Annotated in this window: 18 protein-coding genes; all 18 read left to right on the top strand. The window is 31.9% G+C overall.

The window, feature by feature from the left end; all coding sequences use genetic code 11:
• The first annotated feature begins 278 nt into the window (after positions 1-278).
• The 18 genes from BLV37_RS06180 to BLV37_RS06105 all read left to right on the top strand — a co-directional run bounded on the left by BLV37_RS06180 (position 279) and on the right by BLV37_RS06105 (position 15,353).
• Positions 279-1,871, top strand: a complete 1,593-nt coding sequence (locus tag BLV37_RS06180) for an ABC transporter ATP-binding protein (protein WP_091728768.1) — start codon at positions 279-281, stop codon at positions 1,869-1,871.
• A gap of 226 nt (positions 1,872-2,097) precedes the next feature.
• Complete coding sequence (locus tag BLV37_RS06175; protein WP_091728765.1) at positions 2,098-3,003, top strand: ATP-binding cassette domain-containing protein; 906 nt, start codon at positions 2,098-2,100, stop codon at positions 3,001-3,003.
• Between the two features lie 595 nt (positions 3,004-3,598).
• A complete protein-coding gene (locus BLV37_RS06170) occupies positions 3,599-4,951 on the top strand; it encodes an RCC1 domain-containing protein (protein ID WP_091728763.1) in 1,353 nt (450 codons plus the stop codon).
• A 931-nt stretch (positions 4,952-5,882) separates the two neighbouring features.
• Positions 5,883-6,050, top strand: a complete 168-nt coding sequence (locus tag BLV37_RS15010) for a hypothetical protein (protein ID WP_176967893.1) — start codon at positions 5,883-5,885, stop codon at positions 6,048-6,050.
• A 107-nt stretch (positions 6,051-6,157) separates the two neighbouring features.
• Positions 6,158-6,799, top strand: coding sequence for a TetR/AcrR family transcriptional regulator (locus BLV37_RS06165; RefSeq protein ID WP_176967892.1), 642 nt, complete (start codon positions 6,158-6,160; stop codon positions 6,797-6,799).
• Positions 6,796-7,470: a DUF998 domain-containing protein gene (locus tag BLV37_RS06160; RefSeq protein WP_091728758.1), complete on the top strand. Its 675-nt coding sequence runs from the start codon at positions 6,796-6,798 to the stop codon at positions 7,468-7,470. The genes BLV37_RS06165 and BLV37_RS06160 overlap by 4 nt, the downstream gene beginning before the upstream one ends.
• Before the next feature lie 16 nt (positions 7,471-7,486).
• Entirely contained in the window at positions 7,487-8,035 is a 549-nt protein-coding gene (locus tag BLV37_RS06155) for a GNAT family N-acetyltransferase (protein ID WP_091728756.1), read from the top strand.
• A gap of 82 nt (positions 8,036-8,117) precedes the next feature.
• The gene (locus BLV37_RS06150) at positions 8,118-8,582 is read left to right on the top strand and encodes a GNAT family N-acetyltransferase (protein ID WP_091728754.1); all 465 of its coding nucleotides are present in this window, start codon (positions 8,118-8,120) and stop codon (positions 8,580-8,582) included.
• Between the two features lie 384 nt (positions 8,583-8,966).
• A complete protein-coding gene (locus BLV37_RS06145) occupies positions 8,967-9,416 on the top strand; it encodes a MarR family winged helix-turn-helix transcriptional regulator (RefSeq protein ID WP_091728751.1) in 450 nt (149 codons plus the stop codon).
• Positions 9,417-9,418: 2 nt separating this feature from the next.
• The gene (locus BLV37_RS06140) at positions 9,419-9,760 is read left to right on the top strand and encodes an SHOCT domain-containing protein (protein ID WP_091728749.1); all 342 of its coding nucleotides are present in this window, start codon (positions 9,419-9,421) and stop codon (positions 9,758-9,760) included.
• Positions 9,761-9,779: 19 nt separating this feature from the next.
• Positions 9,780-10,850 carry a hypothetical protein gene (locus BLV37_RS06135; RefSeq protein ID WP_091728746.1) on the top strand — a complete coding sequence of 357 codons (1,071 nt, stop codon included), beginning with the start codon at positions 9,780-9,782 and terminating at the stop codon, positions 10,848-10,850.
• Between the two features lie 277 nt (positions 10,851-11,127).
• Complete coding sequence (locus BLV37_RS06130; protein ID WP_091728801.1) at positions 11,128-11,553, top strand: GNAT family N-acetyltransferase; 426 nt, start codon at positions 11,128-11,130, stop codon at positions 11,551-11,553.
• Between the two features lie 93 nt (positions 11,554-11,646).
• On the top strand, positions 11,647-11,871 hold the full coding sequence (locus BLV37_RS15310) for a hypothetical protein (protein ID WP_244270481.1): 225 nt from the start codon (positions 11,647-11,649) through the stop codon (positions 11,869-11,871).
• Positions 11,872-11,973: 102 nt separating this feature from the next.
• Positions 11,974-12,303 carry a hypothetical protein gene (locus tag BLV37_RS15305; protein WP_244270480.1) on the top strand — a complete coding sequence of 110 codons (330 nt, stop codon included), beginning with the start codon at positions 11,974-11,976 and terminating at the stop codon, positions 12,301-12,303.
• A 17-nt stretch (positions 12,304-12,320) separates the two neighbouring features.
• Positions 12,321-12,554, top strand: a complete 234-nt coding sequence (locus BLV37_RS06120; RefSeq protein WP_091728743.1) for a hypothetical protein — start codon at positions 12,321-12,323, stop codon at positions 12,552-12,554.
• Between the two features lie 51 nt (positions 12,555-12,605).
• Positions 12,606-13,103 carry a GNAT family N-acetyltransferase gene (locus tag BLV37_RS06115; RefSeq protein WP_176967891.1) on the top strand — a complete coding sequence of 166 codons (498 nt, stop codon included), beginning with the start codon at positions 12,606-12,608 and terminating at the stop codon, positions 13,101-13,103.
• 107 nt (positions 13,104-13,210) lie between these two features.
• Positions 13,211-13,663 (top strand): GNAT family N-acetyltransferase, encoded by a 453-nt coding sequence (locus BLV37_RS06110; RefSeq protein WP_091728737.1) that lies wholly within the window; start codon positions 13,211-13,213, stop codon positions 13,661-13,663.
• A gap of 496 nt (positions 13,664-14,159) precedes the next feature.
• The gene (locus BLV37_RS06105; RefSeq protein WP_091728734.1) at positions 14,160-15,353 is read left to right on the top strand and encodes a winged helix-turn-helix domain-containing protein; all 1,194 of its coding nucleotides are present in this window, start codon (positions 14,160-14,162) and stop codon (positions 15,351-15,353) included.
• Positions 15,354-15,376: the final 23 nt, after the last annotated feature.

The raw sequence follows: 15,376 nt of genomic DNA, 5'->3' as shown, positions 1-15,376 counted from the left end.
ATATATATTATATCATATTTGTATACTTAGAATTAGATAAATATTAGAATTGACAGTTAAATGATTGGCAAATTTAAAGAAATTTTTAAGAAGTTATGAGATAAATCAGACAATTGGCAATGACTTCTAGTAGCTTGTGTGATACAATATATTTAATTAAATTACGCTCTAAATGAGGTGATAAAAGTGGTTAGACTAAGAAAATCCTTCTAATACAGTAGAAGGATAATATAGGCCTTCTATTGTTATTTAGATAAATAATAAATAGGAGGATTAAAATGAAAAAATATATAAAGAGTAACTGGAAACCATTAATACTAGCTATTACTTTTTCGGTATTAGCCTCAATTTTTGCAGTAAGAGTTCAATTTCTTAAAGGAGATGTTCTTGATTATGCTTTGTTGAGAAACTTTGATAATACTTTAAGATACGGACTTTATCTTGGTGTTTTCATAGTTTTGGAGCTTGGGTTTTTCTATTTTTATGATAGAAAAAGAGGGAAGTTTGCTGTAAATTCTATGAAGGAAGTAAGGCTAGACTACTTCAAAGGATTACTAGATAAAGACTATCCAAGCTTTTTAAAAAAGAAGCAGGGGGAGTACATTGCACAATATACCAATGAAATGGAGATAATTGAAAACCAATTTTTTGGTACAATTCCAATGCTAGCTGAGATAATAATTAAAATTGTTATTGTGAGTATATCATTATTTATATTAGATTATAGGATAGCCATAATCACTTTGTTTCTACTAACTATGCCTTTGTATGTGCCTAAGCTGGTGGATAAGAGATTGCAAACTGCACAAACAGAATTTGTGAAACAATTTGAAAACCATATAAAAGCTATAACTGATTGGCTAAATGGTTTTGAAATAATTAAAAACTTTTCAATTGAAAAGAATATTAAAGAAAAGTTTATAGAATCAAATAATCATACTATGGAAAAAAATTTAAAAAAAAGACAGATTGGATATTTAACTAGAAGTATATCAGCCTTGCTTTCATATTTCTCTCACTTTATAATACTTATCTTTGCAGCATATTTAGTATTAAGGGGAGACTTTTCTGCAGGAGATTTCTTCATAGCAGTAGGTATGATAGACCAATTATCATATCCCATAATATCTTTATCCTATTTTATACAGGATTTAGTTTCTGTAAAACCTGTAAATATGTCTATATTAGAGTTTATAAATGAAGAACCTATAAAGCATGGAACAATAGATATACCTAAGGAGGACTTCGAAGAAGTTTTGTTTAAAGATGTATCTTTTGGATATGAGAATCATGAAAACATAATTAATAATCTAACCATGAAATTTTCAAGAGATAAACAATATTTATTAAAAGGAGTAAGTGGTTCTGGTAAAACTACCAGTATGAATCTCCTACTTGATTATTACAAGCCAAGTACTGGTACTGTAAAAATTAATGATATTCCAGTAAATGAAATTAAAAACTTGAACGAGATTATCACTGTAATGAGGCAAGACGCAATATTGTTCGAAGATACCCTTAGAAATAATATTACAATGTATCAAGAAGTTTCTGATGAAAAGGTAATTGGTGTATTATCTAAAGTAGGTTTAGATAGATATGCTAATCACCATAGTTTAGACATGTTAATTCATGAGGGAGGGACTAACCTCTCGGGGGGAGAAAAAAGAAGAGTTACTCTTGCAAGAAGTATACTAAGAGAAACGCCCATATTAATACTGGACGAACCATTAGCTAACCTTGATGAAAAAAATGCTAAAGCAATTGAATCACAATTATTATCAATTAAAGATAGAACTCTAATAATTATTTCTCATCAGTTTAGTTCAGAGAATATAAGTAAATTAGATGAAATAATAGAATTTAAGTAATAAAAAATCCATAGCAGGAATGTATTCTTGCTATGGATTTATATAGATGTAGATATAAAAACTTAAAAGGAGGGATTTGTCATGGCAAAACCTTGGATATGGACTTCTATTAAATAGCGATAGAAGGCATATGAGCAGCCTCCTTCTATTGCTAAAAAAGAATAGGAGGCTATAGATTAGCTCCCTACATTATATTGGTTGCTCCAATTTAATAGGGGGTAAAGTTATGAGTGAAGTAATAAAAGCAAAAGATATATACCTTGAGTACAGTGGTAAAGAAATTTTGAATATAAAGGAACTTACTGTTTATGAAGGAGAAAGAATTGGTTTAGTAGGCAATAATGGATCAGGAAAGACATCCAAAAACAAAACACAGCAAGGTGGACGCTTAAGTATGCAAAAACCTGTAGGTAGTAAAGAAAAAAGTATAAACAAAGCTGCAAGAAATATTGAACAGAGATTGGAGAACTTAGATGAAGTCGCCCCACTCAGAAAGGAAAGAGAAGTAGTATTTAGGCAAAGTCAAATCATTAAGTTATATAACAATTATCCTATTATGGGTGATAATATTAATAAGAAATTAGGTAATAACCACCTGTTTGAAAATGCAACTATCACTATTCCATTAGCAAAAAAAGTTGCAATAATTGGTGATAATGGTGCAGGCAAAACGACACTCCTAAGGATGATTCTTTCTAAGGACGAAGCCTTTACAATTGCGCCAAAAGCAAGAATTGGATATTTTGAGCAACAAAATTATGTATCAACTAGTAAAGAAACTCTAATAGAATTTTTATTAGAAGATTCAGATTATAAACCAAGTGAATTAATAGCCATGCTGGTTCAGATGGGTTTTGAAAAGGATGATATTAAAAAGTCTTTGTTCCAATTAAGCGGAGGAGAACTAACCAAGTTAATGCTATTAAAAATATTATCTGGAGAATATAATATAATTGTAATGGATGAACCTTCTACTTTTCTAGACACCTATGCTGTTGATGCATTGGAGATAATGATGAAGGATTATAAAGGAACTATAATATTTGTAACCCATGATATTATTCTAATCAATAATGTAGCAGATATTATTTATGAAATAAAAGATAGGAAAATAAATAGAATTAAGGGTTAACCATTTAGTAAATGCATCGGGACGCAAAAACCTCGGTGCATTTGCTATATAAACTAAGAATAAAATAATGAGATTTAAATTGATTACTGTAAAAAGAGAATAAATTAGATGGAAGCTAAGCCTAGAATAATATAATATACAGATTGCGATGAATAAAGTCTTCAAAAGACAAATATATTTTGAGGATTTTATTTATCACAATTTAAAGAGTTAGTGTAAATTTAGGGATAAAACTAGATAATAATAAAAGATTATATATCACGGTTTTACACTAGCTTTAAAAAATCATAATATAACTTTTATTTAAAAATACAAGCCACCGCCAAGGGGGTAATATCAAGCCACGACATCATTATTGACCTCTCAAGGCATTGTGAGGTAATCTGCAAATTAGTGAGAAAGTAGGGGTTAGGTTCCATCCCAACCCGCTTGGATGTAGGGATGGCCTTGCTGTCCCGTTTTGAGAAGTAGAGGTATGTCTCATGTCTGGACTGTCCAAGAAGATGGGCGAAAGGGAAGGCTAATTGTAATTGAGTAAAACATAAACTTATTGTATAATATCCTTGTAATAAAATATTAAAAAGGGGGTATACAAATGAGAAAAAGTATACAAATCATGATTTTAGTAATTGTTTTAATAATACTATCAACCCTTCCCACCTATGGTATGGTAACAAATGTTCAAAATATGGATTCAGAAAATCGACGTATCTTTTTTATAAAGGATGATAATAGTTTGTGGTATTCTGGTTGCAATATTGCCCGAAGACCTGGAATCACAAAGGAAGAACTCCATTATGAACCTATCAAAATAATGGATAATGTAAAGGGAGTTAGTCTAGGTTCGTTTCACAATATGGTGATAAAAGAAGATGACAGCCTCTGGATTTGGGGGCTATGTGGAGATGGGCGATTAGGATATCTAACAAAAGAAGGGCATGAATTTGATACTGAGGAGCCTATATATATTATGGATGATGTGGCCTATGTAGGTGCAGGAGAAAATCATTCATTAGCAGTAAAAAAGGATGGAAGTTTATGGACATGGGGAAATAATTCAGGTGGTCAATTAGGGGATGGATCAACGGAAAATAGAAAACTTCCAACCTATATAATGGATAATGTGGTTATTGCAAAAGCTAGCGCTCATACTTCAATGGCTATAAAAGAAGATGGCAGTTTATGGGCTTGGGGAAGCAATATGCATGGTAATTTTGGGAACGGAACAGAAGATAATAGCCTTGAGCCTATAAAAGTTATGGATGATGTCATAGATATTAGTTTAACTGATACTACCACTATGATATTAAAAAAGGATGGGGGTTTATACACTAATGGCAATACTGTGTATGGTTCAAGGGAATATTTAGGAGATGATTCAGAAAAAGGTAGAAGTATTCCTAAGAAAATTATGGATGATGTAATAGCAATTGATTCAAAAATTGGAGTTTATTTAGCACTTAAAAAAGATGGTAGTTTGTGGGCCTGGGGAGGTTGGAATATAGGAAGTAGTGATGGTCAGAAAAGTCATATACCTACAAAAATTTTAGATGATGTGAATTCAATGGCTGCTGGAGCTGACGTTAGTATGGCTGTAAAAAATGATGGCAGTTTATGGGTTTGGGGTCAGGATCACGATGGTGCATTAGGTTTTGGGCAGGAAGAATTATCAATTAAATTTCCGAAAAAACTAACAGATGGAATGTTGTTAAATGTTGTTGAAATTGCTGAAGAAGTAGAAGAGGTAGAAGAGGTAGAAGAAGTATTAGAGCCAACAGAAAATGTAGTAGATGAAGATATTGAAATTGAAACTTCTAATATAATATCTGAAAGCCAAGATACTGCTTATGGTCAAAATAAATTACTATATATCGTGATTGGATTATTAGTAGTAATTATTATGATTTTAGGAGTTGCTTTAAGGAAAAAGAGCAATAGCAATTCATAATCAAATGCAAAACTAATTAATTGATATAAGATAATACATTTGCAGATTTATATGAGAAGTTAGCAGAATCTGAAAATCACATTAATAATGGAGAAAAGCTTTCAGATGCAGAGGCAGTATTTGAAAGTTTGAAAGATAGGTATGGTAAATAATACTATAAAGATGAATATTGTGCTTTATTTAATTGAGGAAGAAAATGATCAGATTATTATCATAGGAGCTCTGTATGGGAAACAAAAATATGAGAATTTACTTTAAATACACCTATTAACATGGTGTATTTAATTCGGATATGGGTGTTATAAAGTTAAAAGGAGATACCCACCAAGGGGTTAATATTTTCATACGACATCTTTATTGACCTCTCAACCCACGTTGAAGCCGTAACACGACTTGTGAGGGAGTGAAACGACTGAAGAAGTCGATGTACGTCTCATGTCAGGCTTGCCCAAGAAGACGAGCGATAGCGAAGGCTGATTGGCAGCAAGCTACGGCTTAAGCAGCAATTCTGATGACGTATTGTGGTTCTAGGGAGAAAGAATAGGACTTGAGCACAAAATATTAAAATAGGGCATTTGACAGATGACATTGGATAATTGGGGATGTTTGAGAGATGAATGGGTATCTTGGTTGATATTGTGGTGGATGAATTATATACTAAAGATGAACATTGGTAGATAAGTGTGCCGTAAGCGGGCCAGCAAGGCTAGCCCCTACAATAGGCATATCAATGCGTAGAGGAGACTGTTGGTCTCCTGCATAATGACACATTCTTTATAAAATGTGCACTAACAAGATAAAAAAGAAAACAATGGATGTAGAGGGTGTAAAAATCTCTGCATTCATTTTTATATAATTCAAAATTAAATAGAGAGTATAACAAGGGCAAGGTTTAGGTCAGTCAAGACCAAGTAAGCTTTGCCCTGTTTTTATGCCCAAAAACAGAAAGAAAGCAATGAGAACAATGTCAAAATTATTTATGTATGGAACATCCTTGGAGGGAATAGAGCAGCTAGCCGTAGAATGTTTCCAATCACTTCTTCCTATGGTCGAGTTCTTGGGAATTCCTAGCACGATACCTGTTACAATTATTTCATAAAAATACCTTGACAAACTAACAGGCGTTAGTTATTGTTAAACTAACAATAGTTAGTCGAGATTAGTTATTGTTTTTATTTGCAAAAAGTATACAAAGGAGGGCTATTATTGCCTACTAGAGAAAAAATCATATATGAGGCTTTATCCTTGTTCTCTGTTAAAGGCTATGATGCTGTTACCATTCGGCAAATAGCTTCAGCAGTTGGAATTAAAGAAAGTTCAATCTACAATCATTTTAAGAACAAACAGGATATCCTTAATAAAATTATTGATGAGACACTTAAGAGATATTACGAGGTTTTAGAAAACATCAAATTGCCACAATCAGAGGATGATAATGTATCAGAGCTTTACGATAATATTACTGATGACGCATTCTTAGATATGTGTACAAAGATATTTTTGTTTTACCTAAAGGATGATTATATATCAAAGTTAAGGCGTCTATTAACCATTGAGCAATATGGTAATAAAGAGATAGGAGAAACTTTTAGACATGTCTTCATAGATAGGATTTTAGAAACTCAAAGACAAGTACTACAGAAATTTATTGATAGTGGAAGGTTTATCCAAGGGGATGCCTACACAATGGCTTTGCACTTCTATTCTCCGGTATTTTTGCTGCTATACAAGTATGATAATTGTCCTGAAAGCGAGGAACAAGCCATTACGGCACTAAAAAAACATGCAAATCAATACAATGCTATTTATCGTAGAAATTCTATAGAAAGAGAGGAAACGAATTTATGAATGAAATAGAAGGTGGTAAATTTTTAGCTCTACGAACTCTTGTACTCTCTGGTGTTTTAGCTACAATCTTTTATCTAAGTCATGTAATTGGAGGGCGAATGGTTTGGAGTGATTATAACCCTTTAATCCAACCAATTAGTGATCTTACAGCTGCTTCATCTATTAGCCAGCCGGTGGCATCAAGGATTCTCTGGGGGTACAATGTCTTCAATTTGCTTTTTTGTGGAATACTTCTTGTCTTTTTTAAAAGGTTTTTTCCTATTAATAAGATATTTTACAGTGGTTTGGTTTTAAAAGCATTAGCGGAATTACTTTCCACATTCGGATATAAGATCTTTCCTTTAGCAGACACAACCTGGGGTAATTCTTTTCAAAACACCATGCATTATGCGATAACAGCTGTTATTGTATTCAGTTACATTGTGTTATCGATTCTTTTAGCCCTTGGTTTGGCTAAGACCAAAACATATCCGAAAATGACTCGGTTTTTGAAGAGATTTAGTATTATTTTTATAGTATCAGGTTTTTTTACAATTTTAGCAACTCAAGTTTTGCCATCCTATGTAGGGTTGATTGAGCGAATAAATTTATACTCATTAATGATTCTAAATGTTGTGTTGGCACTTTGGATGCGTAGTCTACTTTCCCCATTAGCGCTAGAATCAGAATAAAATTACTAAAGAACAAATGGAATTTTTTAGCGTAGTTGTAGGATACGGCGAAGTAAAATTCCATAAGAATGAGGTGGTTAAGATGGTTTTACAAGGAGAAAAGATCATGTTAGTGCCATATACAATAGAAAGATGTCACACTTTTTATAAAAATTATGTTGCTGACCCTGCAATGACCTATGATACTTATAATTATGATAAAGAGAAAGTCGATAAATATTATCATAGCAAAGTTTTAGATACAAGTAGGATTTTCTTTGCAATATGTCATATTGACAATATTGATAAAACTATTGGAGAAATTCAAATAAAACGAATAAACCAAGAAAAACTATGTGGTACTTTAAGTATTCACTTAGTTAATGATGAATTTAAAGGAAATGGATATGGTACAGAGGCACAGCGCTTACTAATTGATTATGCACTAAATACATTAGGTCTTAAGACTATTTATGCAGATGCAGTACATAGAAATCATAGAAGCAAACATATTTTGGGGAAATTGGGATTTGAACATCTTTATGATGATCATGCTTTAGCCTACTACAAATTTAGTATTAAATAAAGTAGTTCACATGTTTTATAAAATAGGTCGTACCAGTAAAATTATATGCAATAAATAAAATATATATTTAGGTGATGAAAAGATGATTATAAAAGAAATAAATGATAAACAAGAAAAGAAAGAAATATCGACCAGTATCTTGGAATCACTTCCTAATTGGTTCGGGATACAAGAATCTACACAAGAGTATATTAGTGAAAGCAGCAATCTACCATTTTTCGCAGCAATCGATGAATCAAAGCCATTGGGTTTTATTTCAATAAAAGAAAATAATCGATATACTGCAGAGATTTATGTTATGGGGGTTCTTCCTGATTGTCACAATCAAGGGATTGGGACATCTTTACTTAATAGAGTTTTACAATGGGCTAAAGAAAAAGGATATGAATTCTTACAGGTAAAGACTTTGGACGATTCTCACCCAGATTTTCACTATGGGAAGACAAGAAAATTTTATACATCAGTTGGATTTAAACCCTTAGAATGCTTACCAGAATTATGGGGAAGAGAAAATCCATGTCTTATAATGATTCAACACATAGTTTAGTATTTATTCAGGTGGTTTTGGTAAGGAGGGTTGATAAACACATGATAAAGGTTAAAAACAAGCAATATAAAATAATAGATGCTCATTTACATTTTGGTTTAATAATTAAATAAAGGTATCCATCAAGGGGTTACTGTCTCCTTACGACATCTTTATTGTCACCTCAAGGCATTGCGAGACGGTTGTCCTTATAAATAAAAAATAGCCTGTAAGAGATTATGAAATCAATAAATAAATAAACCTTTTTTATAAATATAGATATGGTTATACTCACCATATCTTTTTATCTAGATTTTAAAAAAATAATATTAAATTGACTGTTGACAATTAGCAACCTATTGCATATAATAAGCAATAGGTTGCATAGTGAAAGGGGATGCTAATATGACAGAGAAAGGAAATCAGCAATTTATTTTCGGCATTATATTTCTTCTAGCTAATAAACTTCAGTTACTAGGGGATAAGGTAACAGGGGAAATTACACTTAAACAATGGTTTTTATTAAATATTTTAAGCCAAATGGAAGAAGAATTTCCCAATTATAATGATATAGCTGGAGCAGTTGGAACATCACGGCAGAACGTTAGCAAAATGATATCAGCTCTAAATAAAAAGGGAATGGTGGAATTGAAGCCTTCAGAAACGGATCAGCGCGCAATATATGTAACGTTAACTCAGAAGAGTTTGAAATACTTTGAATCAAAAGATGATGCTGGAAATCTACTGTTAGATAAACTTTTCGCAGGTTTTTCTACTGAAGAAACAGAACAGATTGCATTTCTGCTAGGTAGAATTCTTCAAAATGCAGAAATATGTCTTAAGGAAGATAAATAAATATGAAGCAACTAATTATGCAGGGTGTAATTTTGATGAATAGGAAAGAAAGACTAAAAGTTAGATATTTATTAAATCTAATATCTGGAATTATACTAATTACTTACAATGCTTTAGTTATTCCAAAAAACAGGTTTGCGGGTCTACTTATAGCTGTTATTGCAAGTGGTTTAATAGTAAATGGTCTCATGAATTTGCAGAAGTTAAAGATACATAAGCAGGATTTAGATTTTTGTGATGCAGAAGAAAGATTAAGGAATTTAAAGAAGTTATTAAAAGATGGTCTTATTACAGAAAATGAATATGAAAAAAAACGCCACGAAATAATTGAAAAAGATTTATGAACAAAAAGGAGGGATTTTCATGAAGGCTATAATTCCTTTTAAATTAAAACTAATTCCTATAAAAAAACTAGCTTTGATTAATTTTGAAAAGGATCCTGACGATGTATATAGGGGTTTGGAGCTTCAATACCTTGATGGGGAACCATACGGCATAGGTTGGCGTGTGATTGCTTATAGATATGACAACTATGTAGATGTCTATGATGATTATGCATTAAATACCATTGAAAACGAAAAATTTGACGTTGCAGAAAATGGATTGGCTAACTATGCAAAAACAGAAATTCGTGAAGTGAGGTTTGAAAAAAATGAGTATGGCGCACATATCTGCTTCTCTTTCAAAGACATGTTTAATAGAAATATCTCAGTGCAGATACACGAAAATACTAGGCGGCACAGCAAAGCTATGAATCTATTGGCTCCTATTGGTGCAGGCTCTAAAAAACCTACCTCATTTCCATTGTTTTTTCTATATGAATTTGATTTTATCAGGAAGCATAAAACACAAATATCAATCGATATAGATGGAAATAAAAGAAAGGTAGATAATTTTCCGTTTCCACTAACCAAAGAATTACAATGGAGATATTACACTAGATATTCTATGGATTGTCAAATGGTTGAACTTGCTAAATCTGAGGACAGAATATTAACATTGGTAGAATTAGACGAAGACTATTCGTACACTGAAGGACAGACAACATATTACTTTGATAATAATAAGGGAGAAGTGTCATTAAAATCAATAGAAGTACATGATAAAAAACATAAGCTAGAAATGCATTTTGATCTACCTTTACCAATACAGAAAAAAAATGATGAGAAGGTTAAAGGTAAATTTTTCGTGACTACGGATTCGACTATGGGGATAATGGAGGGAATATATCATTGGGAACAGCTAAATGGAACTTTTATTATAAATTTATCACTTGATAAAGGATGGACATCAGTACCAAATTCTGTTATTACCAAGATGATTTTAGGACCTAAGTCTATTTTTTGTACATGGCCGAAATCGTATAATTATATGCAGGAAATTCAAAAGGACAGCTTAAGGTCTAAATCAGAATGGATAAACAGTTTAGTTTAAAAGAGGGATTATCTTGGTAGAGGTTATAAGAGCAAGGATAGAGGATTTACAGGAGATAAAATCAACTGTAAAATCCGCTTTCTATCGTGAAGACAAAAATGAAATATTCAATGAATGGGTTGCATTAATAGGTGGAGATTATTATTTTCAATTTGGATTTGAATTTGCATCACAGTACAATATTATTTTGTCAGAAAACAATCCTGAAAATGAGTTCTTGAAAATAATTTTCCTGAATAAAACCAATAAGGATAAGGTTAATGATGGAGGTAACAAAATGATTAAATATACAATAGAAAAAGGAACAAAAGAAGAATTAGATTTAATTGATGACGAAATAATCAAATATAATTTGGAGAAGGCACCATTTACCCAAGAACCTCCATTTGTTTCAATTAATAGAGTGTTGAAAGATGATGAAGGGAATATAATCGCAGGAATAATTAGCATCTTATATTGTTGGAAGTGTTTATATATAGATATTTTATGGGTTAAAGAAGAATATAGAAAAGAAGGATATGGATCAATACTTTTAAAGGAAGTAGAGAAGGTAGCAAAAGAGCAGGGGTGTAATTTAGTTCATTTAGATACCTTTGACTTTCAAGCAAAGGATTTCTATTTGCGTCATGGATATGAAATCTTTGGAGAACTGGATAATTGCCCAGCAGGACATAAACGTTATTTTATGAGTAAAAATCTATAGGCATTCTTATCACACATAATATAGAAATTAGAGGGGTTATCTTTAAGCTTGGAGGCAATGAAAAACTTAATTTGAATTGAGGGGAGATTTTAAATGAATAATGTTTTAAGGAACATTATGTACGAAAAAGGTGCAGATATTGTCCGTTATGTTGATATATCTGAACTACCATTGGAGCAAACACAAGGCTTTACTAAGGCGATTATATTCTGCTTGGCATTATCTAAAAGATTTATTATAAATACTTTCAATAACATACAGATGGCACATGATGAATATCTAGAAAAGGATCAAAAAGTAAATGAACTAGCTGAATGACTCGCGATATACATTCAACAAAGAGGTTATCGCGCCTATGCTCAATCAGAAAATAATAATTTACAAAATGGAAGATATGATGAGAAGACAAGAACAAGTGCTTTGCCACATAAGACAATAGCACGGCTTGCGGGATTGGGGTTCATTGGTAAAAACAACTTGCTTGTGACAGAAGACTACGGCTGTGGGTTTTGCATGTGTACAGTGTTGACTGATGCACCAATTCAAGTAGAAAAATATCCTCTCATTTCTTCAAGATGTGGTAGTTGTCATATTTGTAAGAGGATTTGTCCTGCAAAAGCTATACATGGAAATGAATGGACTCTAAGTAGTGGCAGAGAAAATCTTATTGATGTATTTAAATGTTCTTGCCCCTTAAAGTGTATGGTGAATTGTCCTTGGACATTGAAATATGCGGGAGTTATGGAGTAGAAGTGGAGGTGTTTTTAATGGATAGTAAGAGAAACAAAACAATTTGGGGAATTAGTTTATTGATTGTTGGGATTGCAACTATTATAAATTCTTTTTCGTCACTTCTTGGGATTGAATTACCAGATATATTAGTAAGGTTGATGGGTATTATAATGATTTTTGCTATTCCTCTTCTTGTATATAGTTCTATAAAAACACTAATTAATAGTAAAAACGCATTTATAGTTTGTATATGCAAAGGGTTGATTTGATATAGGGACCTTTATTTCCAAATGTATATCAAGACAAGGAGGCGTGCATTCATGATAGAAATAAAAGAAATAACATGGGAAAACTTCTGGCAGGTAGTGGATCTAAAACCAAGTGAATCTCAAGGTAAGTATCTACCATCAATTTCTGTTTTTATGTCACAGGCTTATGTTAATTTAAAATTGAGGTATCCTGACATATGTTTTGCTTTATTCAACGAATCACAGCCCGTTGGATTTACAAAGATAGTATATGTACCCAAGAATGTTGAACCATATTATTTTTTAGAGAATTCCTACATGATTGATGCAATAATGATTGACGCCAAATACCAAGGCAGGGGATATGGTAAAGAGGCACTCTACCAGGTGTTAAATTATATAGAATCTAAACCATTTGGTGAAGCAGATTCAATAAAATTATCGTGTCATGATGATAACAGTGTCGCTATTAATATTTATAAAAAGATAGGTTTTTATAAAACTGATAAATTTTCAAATAAGACAGAGGAGTTTTTCATTTACTCAAAAGATATTAAAAGTACCATTTAGCAAGTATTATAAGAAAAGCATACGAATATTTAGTATTTATAGGAACCAAAATGAAGTAATAATAAGCATAAATTTATGTGGTTTAAATAGGTTAGGAGGAGATAAAAATGAATTTAGTATCAGTAAGAGAAAATCCAGAGTACAAGGATTTAGCAATTCAATACTTTCAAAATAAATGGGGAAATGAAGCTAGTAATATAGTCTATGAAGATTGTATAACACACTGCATTGATGCAGTAGCACCTTTGCCACAGTGGTATTTATTAATGAATGGGGATAAAATAATTGGCTGCGCAGGTCTGATAACTAATGATTTCATAAGTAGGATGGATTTATATCCTTGGGTTTGCGCATTGTACATTGAAAAAGAGTACCGAGGTAATGAGTATGGAGCCTTATTGTTGGAGAAGGCTAAAGAAGATACTAAACAAGGAGGTTTCAGTAATTTATATCTTTGTTCCGATCACGTAGGGTATTACGAGAAATACGGATTTTCAAGGATTGGAACAGGCTATCATCCCTGGGGAGAATCATCTGGAATTTTTAGAATAACATTATAAAGTTAATATATATTACCCAATAGAAAATAACCATAATTATGATACCGGTATAAAATATTCTAATTATAATAAATGTGATAAAAGTTGGTGGTAGATTGCAATACAGTTAAAAAAGGAATTTTTTGGGTAAGGTTTACCATGGATATCGCCTGGAAAGGGTACAGAGTAAGCACAGTATTCTTTAAATAAATATCGTATGGAGACAGGGGAATAATGATAACGGAATAATAAATTGAAAACCTCTGGTTATTGGGAAAAACAAAGAAATTTGGACAGTAATGATAGTGAACATTTTAAATAATTAGGGAGAATTCCAGAGGGATTCTCCCTAAACTAATCTAAGGGTACAAGCTCTCTCTGATTGGAGTTTTCACCTATATATTGGATATAGAGTTATCCCTTAATATTATAAAATTAATAGTATTGTATTTTAAAGAACATATGTTTGAAAAGTTATATTACTTAGAATATAATGGAATTATTAGGGGGGATAAAGATGGAACAAATTAAGCTTACAAATAAGCAAGCTCGGCATTTTATCTTATTAAAACAAGGCTTAATGGATAATTACAAATTTATTGGAGAACAAGGGGTATGCGATTATATAAAGCAAGCAGGCTGCATCCAGTTTGATCCTATTGATGTTTGTGGGAAAAATCCTGAGATAGTATTGCAATCGAGAGTAAAAGGATTTTCTAAGGATATGCTTTATAAACTCTTATACACAGACAGAAAGCTTGTTGATTATTTTGATAAGAATATGTCTATTTTCAGCATAGAAGACTGGAAATATTTTTCGCGTCAACGGGCTGTCTACAAACAAAATGTCAGAAGCAAGGAGCAAATCTATGCTGTTATAGATGAAATAAAGACAATTATTATAGAAAAAGGCTTTGTGTCTTCAAAGGATGTCAATTTTAATAAACAAGTAGATTGGTATTGGAGCCCCACAACCTTATCTCGTGCAGTACTAGAAACATTGTATTTTCAAGGAGAACTTATTATTCATCATAAAAAAGGGACAATCAAGCATTATTCTCTTGCTAATAGATATATTCCAGAAGAGATATTAAATGCTCATGACCCTAATATAACACAAGAAGAGTATTTGCAGTGGGGAATTTTGAGACGTATTGGTGCAGTGGGAATTCTTTGGAACAAACCATCAGATGCATGGCTTGGGATTGGTGGACTAAAATCATCAAGTCGCAATATTATATTTGAAAAATTATTTAAAGAAGGTCGGATTAACAAAATCCTTATTGAAGGAATATCTGAAGAATTCTATTGCCTATCAGAAGACAAACCTCTAATTGAAGCGGTGCTAAATAACAGTAAATTTATAGGTCGAACTGAATTCATAGCTCCTCTTGACAATATGCTTTGGGATAGAAAGCTGATTAATAAAATTTTTAATTATGAATATAAATGGGAAATATATACGCCTATTATTCAAAGAAAATATGGCTATTATGTGTTACCTGTTCTAGCTGGGGACAGCTTTATTGGTAGAATAGAAGTAATAAATGATAGAAAATCAAAACAGCTTATAGTTAAGAACTTTTGGTTTGAAAATGCCGTTGACATCCATAATGACCTTTATGAGGATATTAGAGGTTGTATTGAAAGGTTTGCAAGCTTCAATAATTGTAAAGATATTGTCTTAGAGTGTAAAAAGTTTGTTATCTAACAGCTAACATCAATGCTGCATTC

The sequence above is a fragment of the Proteiniborus ethanoligenes genome (genome assembly GCF_900107485.1).
Lineage (GTDB): Bacteria > Bacillota > Clostridia > Tissierellales > Proteiniboraceae > Proteiniborus > Proteiniborus ethanoligenes.
The sequence above is the reverse complement of the archived record's forward strand: the minus strand, read 5'-3'. Positions and strand labels throughout refer to the sequence as shown.